Annotated in this window: 15 protein-coding genes and 1 pseudogene; 10 read left to right on the top strand and 6 right to left on the bottom strand. The window is 41.1% G+C overall.

Annotated elements, in window-relative coordinates:
• Window positions 1-38: 38 nt before the first annotated feature.
• Window positions 39-1,055 carry an aliphatic sulfonate ABC transporter substrate-binding protein gene (locus ACYP5M_RS25350; RefSeq protein WP_459735686.1) on the top strand — a complete coding sequence of 339 codons (1,017 nt, stop codon included), beginning with the start codon at window positions 39-41 and terminating at the stop codon, window positions 1,053-1,055.
• A gap of 134 nt (window positions 1,056-1,189) precedes the next feature.
• Here the strand turns inward: ACYP5M_RS25350 and ACYP5M_RS25345 are convergent, their stop codons facing one another.
• Complete coding sequence (locus ACYP5M_RS25345; RefSeq protein ID WP_459735685.1) at window positions 1,190-2,128, bottom strand: DHH family phosphoesterase; 939 nt, start codon at window positions 2,126-2,128, stop codon at window positions 1,190-1,192.
• Window positions 2,129-2,574: 446 nt separating this feature from the next.
• Here ACYP5M_RS25345 and ACYP5M_RS25340 point away from each other — a divergent pair, with 446 nt between their 5' ends.
• The 3 genes from ACYP5M_RS25340 to ACYP5M_RS25330 are packed head-to-tail and all read left to right on the top strand — an operon-like array spanning window position 2,575 to window position 5,317.
• A complete protein-coding gene (locus tag ACYP5M_RS25340; protein WP_459735684.1) occupies window positions 2,575-3,762 on the top strand; it encodes a CaiB/BaiF CoA transferase family protein in 1,188 nt (395 codons plus the stop codon).
• A 14-nt stretch (window positions 3,763-3,776) separates the two neighbouring features.
• A complete protein-coding gene (locus tag ACYP5M_RS25335) occupies window positions 3,777-4,982 on the top strand; it encodes an acyl-CoA dehydrogenase family protein (RefSeq protein ID WP_101224431.1) in 1,206 nt (401 codons plus the stop codon).
• Between the two features lie 23 nt (window positions 4,983-5,005).
• A complete protein-coding gene (locus ACYP5M_RS25330; RefSeq protein WP_048682993.1) occupies window positions 5,006-5,317 on the top strand; it encodes a DUF3870 domain-containing protein in 312 nt (103 codons plus the stop codon).
• A gap of 198 nt (window positions 5,318-5,515) precedes the next feature.
• Here the strand turns inward: ACYP5M_RS25330 and ACYP5M_RS25325 are convergent, their stop codons facing one another.
• Both ACYP5M_RS25325 and ACYP5M_RS25320 read right to left on the bottom strand, forming a co-directional pair.
• On the bottom strand, window positions 5,516-5,974 hold the full coding sequence (locus ACYP5M_RS25325; RefSeq protein ID WP_459735689.1) for a hypothetical protein: 459 nt from the start codon (window positions 5,972-5,974) through the stop codon (window positions 5,516-5,518).
• A 22-nt stretch (window positions 5,975-5,996) separates the two neighbouring features.
• Window positions 5,997-6,050: pseudogene (locus ACYP5M_RS25320) on the bottom strand (hypothetical protein); the annotation flags it as partial.
• A gap of 152 nt (window positions 6,051-6,202) precedes the next feature.
• On the opposite strand from ACYP5M_RS25320, the gene ACYP5M_RS25315 reads away from it, so the two are divergent.
• Complete coding sequence (locus ACYP5M_RS25315; protein ID WP_459735683.1) at window positions 6,203-7,294, top strand: CotH kinase family protein; 1,092 nt, start codon at window positions 6,203-6,205, stop codon at window positions 7,292-7,294.
• A 146-nt stretch (window positions 7,295-7,440) separates the two neighbouring features.
• On the top strand, window positions 7,441-8,412 hold the full coding sequence (locus ACYP5M_RS25310; RefSeq protein ID WP_101224070.1) for a TRM11 family SAM-dependent methyltransferase: 972 nt from the start codon (window positions 7,441-7,443) through the stop codon (window positions 8,410-8,412).
• Window positions 8,413-8,569: 157 nt separating this feature from the next.
• Here ACYP5M_RS25310 and ACYP5M_RS25305 read toward each other — a convergent pair whose 3' ends face one another.
• Window positions 8,570-9,766: a M14 family metallopeptidase gene (locus tag ACYP5M_RS25305; RefSeq protein ID WP_230177670.1), complete on the bottom strand. Its 1,197-nt coding sequence runs from the start codon at window positions 9,764-9,766 to the stop codon at window positions 8,570-8,572.
• Window positions 9,767-9,955: 189 nt separating this feature from the next.
• On the bottom strand, window positions 9,956-10,921 hold the full coding sequence (locus tag ACYP5M_RS25300) for an MBL fold metallo-hydrolase (RefSeq protein ID WP_434168939.1): 966 nt from the start codon (window positions 10,919-10,921) through the stop codon (window positions 9,956-9,958).
• A 329-nt stretch (window positions 10,922-11,250) separates the two neighbouring features.
• Between ACYP5M_RS25300 and ACYP5M_RS25295 the strand changes: the two genes are divergently transcribed.
• Together ACYP5M_RS25295 and ACYP5M_RS25290 are read left to right on the top strand one after the other, a co-directional pair.
• Window positions 11,251-12,228: a 2-hydroxyacid dehydrogenase gene (locus tag ACYP5M_RS25295; protein ID WP_434168941.1), complete on the top strand. Its 978-nt coding sequence runs from the start codon at window positions 11,251-11,253 to the stop codon at window positions 12,226-12,228.
• An 822-nt stretch (window positions 12,229-13,050) separates the two neighbouring features.
• Window positions 13,051-14,283 carry a multidrug effflux MFS transporter gene (locus tag ACYP5M_RS25290; protein ID WP_434168943.1) on the top strand — a complete coding sequence of 411 codons (1,233 nt, stop codon included), beginning with the start codon at window positions 13,051-13,053 and terminating at the stop codon, window positions 14,281-14,283.
• Between the two features lie 64 nt (window positions 14,284-14,347).
• On the opposite strand, the gene ACYP5M_RS25285 is transcribed toward ACYP5M_RS25290, so the two are convergent.
• Window positions 14,348-15,133: an SDR family oxidoreductase gene (locus ACYP5M_RS25285; protein ID WP_101224066.1), complete on the bottom strand. Its 786-nt coding sequence runs from the start codon at window positions 15,131-15,133 to the stop codon at window positions 14,348-14,350.
• Window positions 15,134-15,340: 207 nt separating this feature from the next.
• Here ACYP5M_RS25285 and ACYP5M_RS25280 point away from each other — a divergent pair, with 207 nt between their 5' ends.
• Complete coding sequence (locus ACYP5M_RS25280; RefSeq protein ID WP_434169626.1) at window positions 15,341-16,339, top strand: Gfo/Idh/MocA family protein; 999 nt, start codon at window positions 15,341-15,343, stop codon at window positions 16,337-16,339.
• 81 nt (window positions 16,340-16,420) lie between these two features.
• Window positions 16,421-16,729: an iron-sulfur cluster assembly accessory protein gene (locus ACYP5M_RS25275; RefSeq protein ID WP_101224065.1), complete on the top strand. Its 309-nt coding sequence runs from the start codon at window positions 16,421-16,423 to the stop codon at window positions 16,727-16,729.
• Window positions 16,730-16,749 lie beyond the last annotated feature (20 nt).

The raw sequence follows: 16,749 nt of genomic DNA, 5'->3' as shown, positions 1-16,749 counted from the left end.
TAGTTTAATAAAATAATAGTTAAAAAGGAGAGAAAGATATGCTGAAAAAATCATTTTTTGCCCTTATACTGTCGGTATTGTTAATCGGAATAGTAAGCGGATGCACTCAATCCAGCAGTAATGATGAAGAAGGAGAAGGTTCTGGGGGGAAATCCGTGAAAATTGGGTATTTTCCTAACTTAACCCACAGTGCAACGATCATTGCACTTGAAAAAGGCTTTTTCGAAGAAGAGTTTGGTAAAGATGTTAAGATTGAAACCAAAACAGTAGCAAATGGCGGATTATTCATGGAAGCAATGGCTACAAACGCCATTGATGTCGGAACGGTCGGTCCTGGTCCATTGCTTAACTTTTACGTGAAAAACCCTGAATACCACTTGATCTCCGGGGCTGTTAATGGAGGTGCAGTACTTGTTGCTAGCGAGGGCAGCAAGGTTACGGATTTAAAAGATTTGGGCGGTAAAAAGGTAGCGATTCCCGTCATTGGAAGCACACAGGATGTCATGCTTAGGAAGGCCCTTCAAGATGTTGACTTAAAACCGACTACAAATGGGGGCACAGTTGAGCTGTATGCGGCAGCACCTGCAGACACAACCGCCCTTTTTGTCCAAAAATCAGTCGATGCAGCAGCAACCCAGGAACCTTGGGGTTATGTATTGGAAAACCAGGCAAAAGGAAAGTTACTGCTTGACTGGGATCAATTTGCTTGGGGGAAAGATTCACCTAACACGGTAGTGGCTGCAAGCCAGAAGTTCTTGGATAGAAAGGGGCTCGCTGCTTCCTATTTGAAAGCGCATGAAAAATCGGTGAAGTTTATACAAGACAACCCTGAAGAAAGCCAAGAACTGGTTATTAAGCATTTGAAGGAACTGACTGGAAAAGAATTAAGTAAAGAAGAAGTCGCTTCAGCATTTTCACGCCTTGAAGTGACAACCGAAGTTAATGAGCAAGTCATTCAGGAAATGGCCGACATAAGCAAAGAAGCTGGTTATATCCCTAGCAATGATATAAAAGGCATGATCGATTTATCAATTCTTCAAGAAGTGTCCAAATAAATTGAAACAAGCAAGCGCCTCAGCCATCCTGGCTTTGGCGCTTTTTTTGTAATCAGGCGAAGGACGAATTAATCCGTTTTAATTGAACTGGTAAATATTCTTGCATATAAACATCGCAGGTCATGAACTCCCTGTTATGGACAGACTTGATCCAATGCTTGGATAACATGATCAACCTCTTCCCAGGAATGGATGGTAGCTCCTGAAGCCAGTGAATGTCCTCCTCCATTGAATTGACGTGCGACTGAAGCGATGGGAATATTCCGTGAACGTATCCTGACACGGATTTCAGAAGGATATTCGATGAAGAAAGCCCAAATTTTATTGCTCCTGACACTTGATAGTGTATTGACTAAATTCGAAGCTTCGAGTCGATCCACGCCATACATATTTAAAAGTTCCTCGGTAATAATGAAGTAAGCTACTCCTTTATCGGTTACCTTGAAGCTCATGAGGATGTCTTTTTGAAGTCTTGAAGCGTTTTTTTCCTTTACATTAAGACTGTTATGAATTCTTTCTGGCTGAATATTATAAGTTCTTAAATGTGAAACCATCTTTAATGTCCGCGGAGTGGTATTCCCATTCATGAAATTCCCTGTATCACTAAGTATTCCTGCATAAAATGATTTAGCCGCTTCTTTATTCATGACAAAGCCCACTGGAAATTCCAAGAATAAATCAACAAGCATTTCACTTGCGGAGCTATAGGAAGGGTCAACCCAAGAAAGATCACCGAATTGTTCATATTCAGGGTGGTGGTCAATTTTGATCAGCATGTCCCCTTGATAGTAGCGGGAATCACTGATCCGTGAAATGTTGGCCGTATCACAAACAATCACTAAGGCACCTTTGTATTTGTTATCGGAAATGACATCCATATCACCAATGAATAGAAGCTTATCCACTTCTTCGCCTACCGCAAAGACTTCTTTAGAAGGGTAGGAATGCTTCAATAGCCTCTTTAAACCGATTTGTGATCCCAATGCATCCGGATCCGGATTAACATGGCGATGAATGATGATTGTGTGGTATTTCTTGATCGCTTCGATTATTTCCGCTTTTTTATTGTCCATATCGCCATCTCCCTTTCATTTTTCCTAGTCTAGCGAGCGATAATTGATATTTATGTATAATTCAAATATTGACACTATGCATATTCAATCATCACATGCCTCACGAATAAAGGCAATTCCGATTACTACTGGAAGTATTTTTATATTAACGGGAGGTATGCTACAGAGTATTTCAGAGGAAGTAATAAAAACACCGATACAAAATTATTGCAAAATTCAAAAAATGGCACTATACTTAATTTACCAAACCGATGACAACAAGTTACCTTGTTGCATGGCCGGCTTGTTATAAAACTGGAATCTATAAAAATTGACTTGGTTCACTTGATCTTCCTTTGCAGGAAGACAGTTCGTGGATAAGGGTCAGTGAAACATTCAATGTAATGACATTGTTGGTTTTACTGGCTCTTTTTTGTGTATCCCGACAGTTTGAAAGGGGTGATGATATGAATGGAGCTTTGGAGGGAGTCAGGATTATCGATGTATCCCGTGTTTTGGCGGGGCCGTTTTGTTCAATGATTCTCGGTGATTTGGGTGCCGATGTTGTTAAAATCGAGCATCATGAATCAGGTGATGAAACGAGAGGATGGGGTCCGCCATTCGCCCAAGGAGAAAGCGCTTACTATTTATGTGCCAATCGAAATAAGCAAAGCATGACCTTGAATTTAAAGTCGGAACAAGGGAAAGAGATTTTCCGGAAGTTAGTGGCTTCAGGGGATATAGTGATCCAAAATTTCAAGACGGGCACATTGGAAAAAATGGGGTTAGGTTATGAGGATTTAAAGGAAATGAACCCCAAACTGATCTTGGCCTCGATTACGGGATTTGGTTTAACAGGACCTTATAAGGATTTGCCTGGCTATGACTATATCATTCAAGCGATGAGTGGTTTGATGAGCATCACAGGAGCAAAAGATGGGAGTCCCGTGAAGGTCGGGGTGGCCATAGCTGACATATTGACGGGCTTGTATACATGCATTGGCATTTTATCCGCTTTACATCATAGGGATAAAGCGGGGGAAGGTCAGGAAATTGATATTTCGTTAATGGATTGTCAGGTTTCTTCATTGGTGAATGTCGCCAGCAACTATTTATTCAGTGGCTTGACCCCTGAAAGAATGGGTAACCAGCATCCCAATATCGTTCCATACCAGACATTCCGGACAAGCGATGGAGAGCTTGTCGTTGCAGTAGGAAATGATGATCAGTTCAGAAGGTTTTCAACCGTTATAGGCAGACCTGATTTAGCCCAGCAGGAACAGTTTAAGCATAATGAAAAACGTTTGCAAAACAAGGAAGTCTTAATACCGATAATAGAGGATTTGTTGGAAGGAAAGACAAAGAAGGAATGGAAAAGGCTGTTTGATGATGCAGGGATACCCAATGGTCCAATCAATGATATAGCAGAGATGTTCGAGGATCCGCAAATCATCGCAAGAGGCATGTTGGTGAGCATGGAGCATCCCACAATCGAAGAGCTTAGAGTGACGGGATCTCCCCTGAACCTTTCAAAAACGCCGGTTACGATGAGAAAGCATCCGCCGCTCTATGGTGAGCACACCGATTCCATTTTGGCTGATATTGGATATAGTACAGACCAAATAAGCAAATTCAAAGAAAATAAAATTATTTAGGAGGAATTTTAATGATGAATTTCGAATTAACAGAAGAGCAGCAAAGCGTGAAGAAAGTGGTAAGGAAATTTGTCGATAAGGAAATTATCCCTTACATTCAAGAGTGGGATAGGCAAGGTCAATTCCAGCCACATATTTTAAAAAGATTAGCGGAATTGCAGTTGATGGGCGTTTGTATACCAGAAGAGTATGGCGGAGTCGGAATGGATTATAATACCCTGGCCATCGTTTGTGAGGAGCTGGAGCGAGGCGATACGGCTTACCGTACTGCAGTTTCGGTACATACAGGGTTGAATAGCATGACCCTGCTGCAATGGGGGACGGAAGAACAAAAACAGAAATATTTAGTACCGCAGGCAAAGGGGATCAAGATAGGTGCTTTTGGTCTGACTGAACCGAATGCAGGGTCTGATGTTGCTGCAATGAAATCAACGGCAAAACGTGTTGGGGACCACTATATCTTGAACGGGTCTAAAACATGGATTTCGCTCTGTGATTATGCAGATCATTTCCTTATCTTCGCCAAGACGGATCATGATGCCGGTTCAAGGGGCATCACTGCTTTTATTGTGGAACGGACTTTCGAGGGAGTGGAGTCGAAAGCCATTAAAGGGAAATTGGGAATTCGTGCCGGGAATACAGGCGAAATCTTTTTAACGGATGTAAAAGTTCCAGTGGAGAATAGGCTTGGTGAAGAAGGTGAGGGCTTTAAAATTTCCATGTCGGCATTGGACAGCGGCCGGTTTACAGTGGCCGCAGGTGCTGTAGGGTTAATAGAAGCAAGCCTTGAAGCAAGCTTGAAGTATTGCCATGAAAGAAGCACATTCGGAAAAGAGATTGGCAAGCATCAGCTCGTTCAACAGATGATTGCCAAGATGACCGCAAATTTAGAGATTTCCAGATTGCTCGTTTTTAAAGCGGGTACCTTAAAAAATCAAGGAAAAAGGAATACGAAGGAAACATCGCTTGCCAAGTGGATATCATGTAATGCTGCAAACGAAGCTGCCAATGATGCTGTTCAAATTCATGGTGCCTATGGCTACTCGGATGAATATCCAGTGGAACGTTTTCTGCGGAATTCAAAAGCTCCGGTCATTTATGAAGGAACCCGTGAGATTCATACTGTAATGCAGGGTGAATACGCACTTGGCTACAGACAAGATAAAGAGCTTCGTAAGCAATTGCCTGCATGGCCCTTCGAGCAGGTTTCCGTACATTAACTATAGATAGAGGAGATCAGATGATGAACACATACTTTATTGCAGGGCATGCAAAGCTTCCACAAGGGATGGCAGCGAGAAATATATATGATTCCATCACCATCACGGTAGAGCTTGACTTTAAATATGGAGTAATAGTCGAGGCTTCATGTACACTTGCTACAGAACATGGAAGGGAATTCATTCGTCAGCTGCTGCGTGGTTATTGCCTGAAAGATGGTATCGAAGAATTGATTGATCGTGTGCAAATGCATTATCGTGGGAAGGCTGGTCAAGCCATTCAAGCAGGGCTGAAGGATGTGTATGCACAGTTCGAATTGGTCTCCGTTAAATAAGCGAAACTTGAAGGATCCTACCGTATGTAAAAGGGTAGGATCCTTTTTTATTGTTTAAGGAAGGGGACATTTGACTGGATTTAACGATCGTGAAAAACACAAAACTCGCCCCTACCTATAGGACGAGTTTGTGTTTTTTTATAGAAATTGTACTTTAAAGTAAAGCTTAATAATCCAGTAAAAAAATATTAGTTGTAATTAAAACGGTACCATGAAACTAGAAGCACCTTTTCCGTTTATTGCGAAAGTTATTGCCGCAAAGCCAACTGCAGTGGTTGGACGAACACCGGTTTCTGTTGGAGCGCCGTTGTCTGCTGCAAGTGGACCTCCTCCTGCTAGTGCGCCTTTGCGTACGGCAAGTGGACCTCCTCCTGCTAGTGCGCCTTTGCGTACGGCAAGTGGACCTCCTTCTGCTAGTGCGCCTTTGCGTACGGCAAGTGGACCTCCTTCTGCTAGTGCGCCTTTGTGTGCTGCAAGTGGACCTCCTCCTGCTAGTGCGCCTTTGTGTGCTGCATGTAGATCTCCGTTTCCAGCAAGAGCGTCTTTGCGTGCCGGAAGTGGACCGATTCCTGCTCGTGCAACGTTTAGTGCTTCTACGGGAAGTTCGCCTATTATTGTTGTTTTTTCGTGAAGAACGGCCTTTTGAACATGGGTCATTATACATGAAATCGCCTAACCCGAAGGAATTGGCTCTATCCACCGCATTTTGTATATTTCGAATGATGTCAGACATATTTATATATCCTCCTTTCTATTCGTAAACTATGCGTTTGTACGTAATATGCCAGAGATAATAGCACAATTTTTAATAAAATTTGTTTTTGGTGACACCCCTCGCTTTTTTTCATAATTTAATATGAAAGTGAAAGTGAAGGGAAGGGTTATATGGATTCTGACCAGAAGCTGCCTGTGTACCAGCTTTTTATTTCACCAGTTAATTTAATGGAACTTCGCAGAGATATATGGTGCAATGATCCTTTACCGGCAAAGTTAACACTTAACAGAAAAAAACTTGATATTGATATTGTTTACCGTGGCTCTCATATCCGTGGTTTTCGCAAAAAATCCTATAATGTAGTCTTTTATAAACCTAATACTTTTAAGAGTGCCAAGGAAGTTCATTTAAATGCCGAATATAAAGATAAATCTTTATTAAGAAATAAATTATCTTTAGACTTTTTTTCGGATATAGGAACCTTATCACCGAACTCCCAGTTCGTTTTTCTGAACCTGAACGGAAAAGACGAAGGGATATACCTGGAATTGGAATCGGTGGATGAATATTATTTGAAGAAAAGGGGTCTGCCAAAGGGGGCCATTTTCTATGCAGTGGATGGTGATGCCAATTTCTCATTGATGAGCGATTTGGATAAAGGAATCAAAAAATCATTGGAGATGGGCTATCAAAAAAAATGCGGAACAGAAAAAGATGAATTATATTTACAAGAGCTAATTCTTCAAATCAATACAATTTCAAGAGTGGAATTTGAAAAGGAAATTGTAAAATATGTCGATGTCGAAAAATACCTGCGCTGGCTGGCCGGTGTCATATTCACACAAAACTATGATGGGTTCGTTCATAACTATGCCTTGTATCGAAATGGAGAAACTGGACTCTTTGAAATGATTCCATGGGATTATGATGCGACATGGGGCAGGGATGTTAACGGGAGAGTGATGGAAGAGGATTATGTGGGAATTGAGGGGTTCAATACATTGACTGCTAGAATCCTTGATGTAAGGGGTTTTCGTGTCCGATACCAAGAACTTCTTAAGGAGATTTTGAACAATCAATTTAACGTGGGCTATATGAAACCTATCATTCAGGAAATGCATGATCAAATAAGACCATATATTACAAAAGATCCATATATCAAGGGGGATATTGTGAAATTTGATAATGAGCCCGAATTCATCCTGAAATTCATTGAGGCCCGTGCAAAGTATATAAATAGCCGGCTGTATAAATTGGATTAATAATTCCTATCCGCTAGTGATGGAACAATGAAAAATATAACAGCAGGAATGTTGAATGATAAGCATTCCTGCTTTTTACTGCACGATTCCATTTGCTTTTCTATACTATTACAGCTATGTTTGATAGAAAGAGATAATCTAAAGTAATGAAGGATGGGAATGGATTGACTAATCATAGCCGCAAACCGGCATATATATATACGTTTACATGCACCCCTGACGAACGCTCATTATCTAAAATGGAGATGCGCTCGTTCTTTGGCTTTGAGACTTCAGGGGATATTTTGAAAAGTGATATAGCAATTGAACCGAGCAGGAGCCCTTTCATAAAAGGTCGGGTCGAAGTGATGTTTGAAGGGGAGAGCATATCCGAAATCGTTGAGCAAGTGAAGGATATCCATTTGCCTGATTCGACGTTCAAAGTATTATTCGTGAAAATTAACGATTTGAATAAAGAAGCAAAAATAGATTATGATGGACAGCGTGAAATTGAACGGGAGATTGGCTGGCACATTCAGGGAAATGCCGATGTACGCAATCCTGATCAGGTCTTTGGAATCGTGACCCTTGGCGGACGTTGGTATTTCGGGAAGTATGTCAAACCTGAAGCGGTTTGGTTAAAACATATGAAAAAGCCCCGTGAATATTCAACAGCGCTAAGCACAAGAGTGGCGAGGGCCATTGCCAACATAGCCGTTCCGCATCCGGATGGAGTGAAGGCAATTGATCCATGTTGCGGAATTGGAACGGTATTGGTAGAAGCATTGTCGATGGGAATCAATATTGTCGGCCGGGATATCAATCCGCTTGTTACCGACGGTTCCAGGGAGAACATTGCCTATTTCGGACTCGAAGGTGATGTAACTACAGGTCCGATTTCGGAGGTCACCAGTAAATATGATGTAGCGATTATCGATATGCCCTACAATTTATATACACATGCGACACCGGAAGATCAGCTATCGATCCTTAAACATGCCAGGGGCTTTGCTGACAAGGTCGTCGTCGTAACGATCGACACGATGGATCATATGATTGAAGAAGCAGGATTTGAGATCGCCGATCGCTGTGTTGCCAGGAAAGGCATTTTTTCCAGAGAGATTGTCGTGTGCGTGTGAGTATCTTCAGCAAGAAAAGGCTGAAATCTTTAATTGGATATGGACTTACCCCTGTCAATTAGACAAATAAAAAGGGCTTTGCTGCCATCTGGCTTCGATATTCAACCGGTGCCAGATGGCGGACAAGCCCGCCTTTACAATTAAGTTTCAAAATTGACTAGATTCCGGGTGTAGATGAACTTTCAGGAATTTTTTCATAGTCTGATGGATTAAGATTATGAACCGATCCATCTGTTACACCATTGATAATACCCATTAGCCCCGTTTCAACCGTTTTTACGAGCTGGCCATTCTTTTTTTGCCCAAAGTTTTGTGTTTGACCACTAACTTCAAATAGAACCGTCCCACTTCCGTTTAAAGCAAACGTCCCTAAAGCAGTTCCTGGCAGGTCAATAGATTGATCATATAATGAAATATTTGTAAAAACTGAATTCCCTTTTGCTTGCAGTGCATTATACGCAGTAAGTGTCAACTGACGAGAGAAATCATATTTGAAATTATCTGCATACTCTTCATATTTAGCACCTTCTGGAGTGCTTGGGTTAGGAACGAATTTTCCTGATATTGACATAGTTGCACGCTCATCAGTTCCTTCGATATATGGGAATCCCTGGTGATGAAGATCGATAAAAACATCCACTTTCCCGAATTTCGATTTTAACCCTTTATATGTGTCACGTAGCGTTTGCGCTTCGGGGGTAATAAACCAGCCTGGCTTTTCAGATGCCCCCGGGAAGTCTTGAGGCTTTGGTACATAATTTAGGTCTGGATTGAAGTCACGATTAACATCAAATCCCGGTTTGCTAGCATAGTCGTCTCCTGATCTGGGAGTAGTGTAATAGTTCCAAGTAGGTTTTGCATTAGAAAGTTGGGGGAATTTACCTACAACTTCAGACCATTTCATCTCATTTCCACGACGATCAAGCTCTGAGCCGTCTACGTTCATCATTGGAATGGCAACAATTGTTAGTTCATCAAGTACTTTCTTTACCCCAGGTGAGTTACTTTGACCAAGGTTTTTAAGAATGTTCAATAACGCGACAGTTCCTGTTTTTTCATTTCCATGAATTTCACTTTGAATAAGAACGACTTTGTCACCATGACCGACAGTCACTTTTTGAATGGAACGGCCCTGATTCGTTTTTCCGGCCACTTCGACATTGACTTTCCCTGCACTCGCTTGCTCAAGTTGATTTAATTCTTTTACAAGTTCGTCATAATTAAGGAATGCTTCGGTAGAAAGATTCGTTCCACCTGTCGGATTTGGTCCTCTTTCAGCTAAGCTGAAATTTGGGCCAAGTAAAGTTGCGGCTACTACTGTTGAACTTAAAACCTTTAAAAATTTTCTTTTCACATCAAATCCCCTATTCTGAAAATATTTAATATTCAGATAATAAATTCTTCACATTCTAATCGATTTCCTGTTAGATTAATTAAAACACCCAAAAAGGCCTATGTATTTCAGATTCAATTATTTTGTATATTTTTCCACAAAAAAGTCCCTACTAAGTGGGGACGATTTCAATTTCAGCCTTTTTTAATGTCATTTAGCTTGATAATGAACTACATCTTCAACGAGTTGTTTCATGACCTTCCCCTGATATTCTAAATAATCCAAATGGCCGATGATTTCTGACATGACGAGCGGGAATTCTGTTAAATACTTTTGTTTGTAAAACTCCTTTGCCAGTTCATTGCCTGTAGAAATTCCGGATTCTATCAAGGCCAGGATCTTTTGTGATTTTCTTTCTATGCTGTTGAGTCTTTTTTCAATCGTATGACCAGGTTGTTCAATGATGTTACCATGACCAGGAAAGAGGAGATTCACCTGTAATGCTAAACATCGTTTTAATGAATCGATATGATCTACAAGGGTCAGCATTCTATTACCGTTTTCATCAGGTTCGATCAAGGCATTGCTTGATATATGTTCAATCAATAAATCACCGGCAAGAAGCCGTTTTCCTTCTTTGTCAAGGAATGCAATTTGATCCGGGGCATGCCCTGGAAATTCGATCACTTCAAAATTCAGCAATTGTTTTTCCGTGATTGCGATGATGTCACCATTCAGTTTTTGATCTTTATTATTATCGACCGCGTTGAATAGGTAAGCCACTTGTTTATCTCCAAGTTCACCACAGCCCATCTCATGGTAAAGCTGCTGATAAAATTCAATTCTCATACTTAAGAAGGCAGGGTCCCTTTTTAAACGGGGAATGGATTTAGAATGGGCATAAACGGGAATCGGATGAAGTTCGGTAATCCGGTTGACCAAACCAACATGGTCTCCATGGTGATGGGTTAATAAAATTTCCGTTATATCTCCAACGGTAAATCCATTTTCGTTTAATGTTTGCTGCAGTGCATTCCAGCAGACGTCATCATTCATACCTGCATCGACTAATGTTAAAGATTCATCCTGTTTAACTAAATAAAAGTTTATACTTTTTAAAGATAAAGCGCTTGGAGCTATAATTGGATAAATTTTATATGTTGTATTCGTTTTCATGAACGTCCCATATCCTCCTAAATCGAGATAAACTTCATCTGGAAAATTGCGAAAAATTACTAATGACCGAATAGATTTAAAGGGTTATTATTCTATGATTAATTGAATGAACTGAAACTGTCAAGCGGAAGCTTACAGGCAATCGAGAAATTTAATAGTAAGATTGATTGGAAATGAATGGTCTATTTATCTAGTTTATTTTAAAATTGAATAAACAAGCCAGTAAATTAGCCAATATTCTTTTAATTATTTTTGTGTAAAAAAACTGAAGACGACAAAAGGTGCAAAAATGCGTTTCATGGAACGAAACGGTATGGGAGGTTTAGGGTTTGAAGCAAAAAATTTATATTACAAGGAAATTGCCAGGACAAATCATCGAAGGTCTTAGTCAAAATTATGATGTCAGGATGTGGGATCAAGAGGATATACCGGTCCCTAGAGAAGTCCTTGAAGAAGAAATGAAAGAAGTAGAGGGACTGCTTTGCTTATTGACGGAACAAATCGATGAGTCACTGATTGAACAGGCGCCTAATCTGAAAATCATCGCGAATATGGCAGTGGGCCATAATAATATTGATGTTCAAAGTGCAACAAAACGGGGCATCATGGTAACGAACACACCGGGGGTTTTAACGGAAACGACAGCTGATTTAACCTTCGGCTTACTGCTTGCAACGGCGAGAAGGTTGATGGAGGCTGAAGATTATTTAAGGAGCGGAAAGTGGGAAACCTGGTCGCCGATGCAGTTGACCGGACAAGATGTACACGGTGCAACGCTGGGTATCATCGGGTTAGGCAGGATTGGGGAAGCCCTTGCCAAAAGAGCTAAAGGGTTCGATATGAACTTAGTTTATTTTAATCGAAGCCGTAAATATGAACAGGAAAATACATTAGGAATCGAATATCAGCCTCTTGAAAAATTGCTCCAAATCTCGGATTTCGTTTGTGTCATGCTGCCGCTCACACCGGAAACCACTTACATGATTGGCAAGGAGCAGCTTGAATTAATGAAAGGGACAGCTGTGCTCATAAATACCGCAAGAGGCGGGATTATCGATGAAAAAGCATTGTACCAGGCGCTGGAGAGTCGAGAGATTTGGGCGGCTGGATTGGATGTATTCGAAGAAGAGCCCGTCCCTGTGGACCACCCACTGCTAACATTGCCCAATGTGGTTACATTGCCGCATATCGGCAGTGCCAGCATTGCCACTAGATTGAAAATGGCTGCTTTAGCTGTACAAAACTTGATGGAGGGGTTATCTGGTGATACTCCCCGTAATTTAGTAGTGTTGAATAAATCAAAATGACCCTAAAAGGGATTTGGAATGGTCACATCCCGAATCCCTATTACGATTTTAAAACGAGACTTGATTAGACACCTTGAGTTTTGACCGTTTTATAGGATAAAACCTACTAAATTGATGAACTGGACAGACGGTCGGCGGAATGGGGAGCGGATTTAATCCGTGAATCTTAAAATAAATGCTTCGGAGTGAGGTAAAGGTCGAAAAAATCGTGAACGACCGAAAAGTGCGTTGTAGGTCGGATAAATCGTGAACGGCCGAATAAAGAGCGTTGTAGGTCGGATAAATATGAGAACGGTCGAATAAAGAGCGTTGTAGGTCGGATAAAATCGTGAACGGTCGAATAAAGAGCGTTGTAGGTCGGATAAATACGTGAACGGTCGAATAAAGTGGGGTGTAGGTCGGATAAATACGTGGACGGCCGAGGAGAAGCTCCGGATAACAAAAAACGTCCGGTATAGATGGTGAAAAGTGCTCCGGCTGAAATCAACTGCAACGTTTTTTAAATAAAAAATGGCAGGCAAACTCGCTTTATTTCGAGTATGTCTACAATCTGGAATGACTCCAAAATGGGGTCATTTTTTATTGGATTCTTTTAACCGAAGCTGAAAATAACGCTCAAATGGAGTTGCATCCGAAGGTGAGAATCGTTTTGTCCGTTAAAAGTTTTCCTTTATCCTCACATTAATGCTTAATTGAATGCAGAATGGAAGAAACGAATTCGAGTGAAGCATTCTTATCGTAAATTGTGCCGATCTTTTGTAAAATAAAGAAAGTCGAGTTTTATTTAGGAAAAACAATTAGTTGAAAGGGATAGGGGTAATAATGATTGAAATGAAGGAAACGATATCATCAGGCAACGAAATGACTAAATCCAAAAGGCTGTTGATGGCTCTTATGCTGGGGTCTTTTGCAGCGATTGGACCACTGTCACTTGATATGTATTTACCAGGTCTCCCTACACTGGCAGAGGATCTGAATAGCAGTACTTCTTTAGCGCAGCTGAGCTTGACTGCCTGCTTGTTAGGATTGGCTTTGGGCCAAATTTATTTAGGGCCTCTAAGTGATGCAAAAGGAAGGCGGACACCGTTAGTCATATCTTTATCCATTTATTGCATTTCATCTCTGTTATGCGCTTTTGCTCCAACCATTGAATTGCTTTTATTATTACGTTTTATCCAAGGTATTGCAGGAGCGGGAGGCATTGTCATTTCAAGGGCCATAGTTCGTGACCTTTTTTCAGGAACGGATTTGACCAAGTTCTTCTCCATGTTAATGCTTGTGAATGGGGCGGCACCGATATTGGCTCCGGTTTTTGGCGGTCAACTTTTGCAGTTCACTTCTTGGCGGGGAGTTTTCATTGTCATTTCAGTATTAGGTATCATTATGGTTGCGGCTGCATTTTTTGGGATAAAGGAAACTTTATCGTCTAATCTCAGGAGTGCCGGTGGGGTAAACGATACAGTCAGGACTTTTGGGAACTTATTGAAGGATCGTGTGTTTATGGGCTATGCTTTTGCACAAGGATTCATAAGTGCTGCAATGTTCGCTTATATTTCCGGATCGCCTTTTGTTCTCCAGAACATTTATGGGGTTTCCCCACAGACCTTCAGCCTGATTTTTGCAATAAACGGAATTGGGATCATCATCGCTTCACAAGTTGCCGGGAAGCTTGCTGGGAAGATTAAAGAAGAAAAACTGCTTCAAATGGGATTATGCCTAGCCTTGTTTGGGGGGATATTACTTCTTGCCACAGTTCTTCTTGAAATGGGGTTGGCAGGAATCTTGGTCGCTTTATTCCTCTCTGTCTCCAGCGTCGGTATTGTTGGTACAACGAGTTTCTCTTTAGCGATGCAAAATCAGAAAAAAACAGCAGGCAGTGCTTCGGCTTTAATAGGCCTGCTTCCCTTCATATTGGGATCACTAATGGCTCCCTTGGTGGGATTAGGTTCAGGTGAGTCACCCTTGCCGATGGGAATTGTGATGGTAAGTTGTCATGTCATCGCCATGTTCGCTTATTTACTCCTTGCCCGTCGCGGATTAAGGCGAGTTGCTTAAAAAGTAAAAAAGCTGAAATCCTGATGTGGGTTTCAGCTTTTTCCTTTAAGGGGGTAAGTATGAATCATAAAAGTGATTCTGCTCCATCGATATAAACTTCCGTACCCGTAACATGTGAGGACATGTCTGATGCTAGAAACAATACGAGATCACCCGCTTGTTCGGTAGTTCCCGCTTTCTTCGCCAGGGGCTGGGAGCCTTGCGGATATTCAATGGGAATCGTGATTTTTTTTAAGTTTTCATCTTCCGGGAATGTGTTATCGTGAATGTTCGTATCGATGGAGCCGGGACAAATGGTATTTACCCTGATTTTATATCTTGCCAATTCGAGTGCAGCCATTTTTCCGAAAGCGACTTGACCAGCTTTGGATGAACTATAAGCGGAAAAACCAAAATTCTTGAAATATCGGTTTCCATTGATGGAGCTGTTGATTACGATGCTGCCGCCTGTTTCCTTCATGTAGGGAATGGCGTATTTGATGGTGAGAAAGGTGCCTTTGAGGTTGATGGTATGTGTCTGATCCCAATCTTCTGGCTTTATGTCTTCTATAGGGGCAATCACTCCGTTGATGCCTGCGTTTGCAAATACAAAATCAATTTTTCCAAAATGTTCATAGGCCGTCTTGTAGGCATGTTCAACTTGCTCAGCCTTGGAAACATCCGTTTTAATGATTAAAGCCTCTCGGCCAAGGTTCTCCACTTCTTCCTTCACTTTTTCGGCATTTTCGACTGTACGATCAAAAAAGATGATGTTCGCGCCGTTTTCAGCTAGTTTCAGTGCAGCGCCCCGGCCAATTCCCGATCCTCCACCGGTAATGATGGCAACTTTGTTTTTCATTAATTCTGTCATAAACTTCACACGCTCCTTTTAAGTCTTCTATTCCCAATTTGGGAGTATGTAGAAACATCATGGCAGTGGTAATATAGAAAAATTATAAACGAATATTGCCTAAAAAATCCAATTTAAACAATTGCGGTTGTTCATTATACTTTGTTTTTCAGTGAAATGTCTGTATATTGAGGACATAATTAAGTTAGCTTGAAAGGGGATAGGATGTTGATAAGATTAGGGGTAATAGGTACAAACTGGATCACGGAACGATTTTTGGAGGCTGCTAAGCATGTAGAGGATTTATCTTTAACCGCCGTGTATTCACGTACAGAAGAGAAAGCCAAGGAATTTGCCAATAAATACGAAGTACATACGACTTTTACGAATATAGAAGAAATGGCTGCCAGCGATGAAATCGATGCTGTATATATAGCAAGCCCTAACTCTCATCATTGCCGGCAAGCCGTGTTGTTTTTACAAAATAAAAAACATGTATTATGTGAAAAACCAATGGCCTCGAATGCGGCAGAAGTAAGGGATATGATTGAGGCAGCAAAACAAAATGATGTGCTATTGATGGAAGCTATGAAATCGACCATCATGCCGAATTTCGAAAGTATAAAAGGGAATCTGGATAAAATCGGGAAGATTAGGCGTTTCTCGGGAAGCTTTTGCCAATATTCATCACGCTACGATTCATATAAACAAGGAACTGTGCTGAATGCATTCAATCCGGAATTCTCCAGTGGCTCTTTAATGGATTTAGGCATTTACGTCCTCTATCCACTTGTTGTACTGTTCGGTAAACCGAATAAGGTGCAGGCATCAGGTACGATGCTTGAATCAGGAGTTGATGGGCAGGGAACGATTCTGCTTTCATATGATGAAATGGAGGCAGTCGTCATGTTTTCCAAAATTACTGAATCCAATTTGCCATCGGAAATTCAAGGTGAACTTGGAAGCATCATCATTCAGAAAATTTCAGGACCGCAAGCGGTGGATATTCAGTATCGGGATGGAACCACTGAAAATATTTCTGTTAAACAGGATATGCCTACCATGTATTATGAAGCGAAAGAATTTGTTGATTTGATACAGCAGGGGAAAATGGAATCCGATATTAATTCATATTCGAATTCATTGTTGACCATGGAAATCATGGATGAAGCAAGAAAGCAAATCGGCATCGTCTTTCCTTCAGACCGAGTACATGGCCAATCATGAAGGGGGAAAATGGATGTTACTGATAACCCTTAATTGGGTAGAATTCAGTACAGGGATAATTTTATTGTTGGAGGAATGGACATGAATTGCAAAATAAATCGCAATGCAGCAAAGGTCTTACAAAAAATGCTGAGCACTGAAGAAGCCGAAGGGAAAATGATTCGTGTATATATCACCCATATGCATGGTGATCATGCCCATTATGACATGAAGCTGGATACACCGGCAGAGCATGATGAAATCGTCAAAACAGATAAAGAAATCGATATTTTGCTTGATTCACGTGAAGAATTTCTGGATGGTGTCTGGATTAAATATTTTTATGTACCTGAAGAAGGCTTTGAAATCACGAATCCTTCTAAAGAACCGCACGGACATCATCACCACTAAGAGTAAAGGGGGAGGATTGG

The sequence above is a fragment of the Peribacillus sp. N1 genome, from assembly GCF_054600815.1.
The sequence above is the reverse complement of the archived record's forward strand: the minus strand, read 5'-3'. Positions and strand labels throughout refer to the sequence as shown.

Bases quoted from the DNA above. Each gene is read 5' to 3' on its own strand.
- ACYP5M_RS25350 (WP_459735686.1), top strand. From the start codon at position 39: ATGCTGAAAAAATCATTTTTTGCCCTTATACTGTCGGTATTGTTAATC.
- ACYP5M_RS25275 (WP_101224065.1), top strand. From the start codon at position 16,421: ATGAATTGCAAAATAAATCGCAATGCAGCAAAGGTCTTACAAAAAATG.
- ACYP5M_RS25345 (WP_459735685.1), bottom strand. From the start codon at position 2,128: ATGGACAATAAAAAAGCGGAAATAATCGAAGCGATCAAGAAATACCAC.
- ACYP5M_RS25330 (WP_048682993.1), top strand. From the start codon at position 5,006: ATGAACACATACTTTATTGCAGGGCATGCAAAGCTTCCACAAGGGATG.
- ACYP5M_RS25285 (WP_101224066.1), bottom strand. From the start codon at position 15,133: ATGACAGAATTAATGAAAAACAAAGTTGCCATCATTACCGGTGGAGGA.
- ACYP5M_RS25310 (WP_101224070.1), top strand. From the start codon at position 7,441: ATGAAGGATGGGAATGGATTGACTAATCATAGCCGCAAACCGGCATAT.
- ACYP5M_RS25335 (WP_101224431.1), top strand. From the start codon at position 3,777: ATGAATTTCGAATTAACAGAAGAGCAGCAAAGCGTGAAGAAAGTGGTA.
- ACYP5M_RS25325 (WP_459735689.1), bottom strand. From the start codon at position 5,974: ATGACCCATGTTCAAAAGGCCGTTCTTCACGAAAAAACAACAATAATA.
- ACYP5M_RS25315 (WP_459735683.1), top strand. From the start codon at position 6,203: ATGGATTCTGACCAGAAGCTGCCTGTGTACCAGCTTTTTATTTCACCA.
- ACYP5M_RS25290 (WP_434168943.1), top strand. From the start codon at position 13,051: ATGATTGAAATGAAGGAAACGATATCATCAGGCAACGAAATGACTAAA.
- ACYP5M_RS25300 (WP_434168939.1), bottom strand. From the start codon at position 10,921: ATGAAAACGAATACAACATATAAAATTTATCCAATTATAGCTCCAAGC.
- ACYP5M_RS25340 (WP_459735684.1), top strand. From the start codon at position 2,575: ATGAATGGAGCTTTGGAGGGAGTCAGGATTATCGATGTATCCCGTGTT.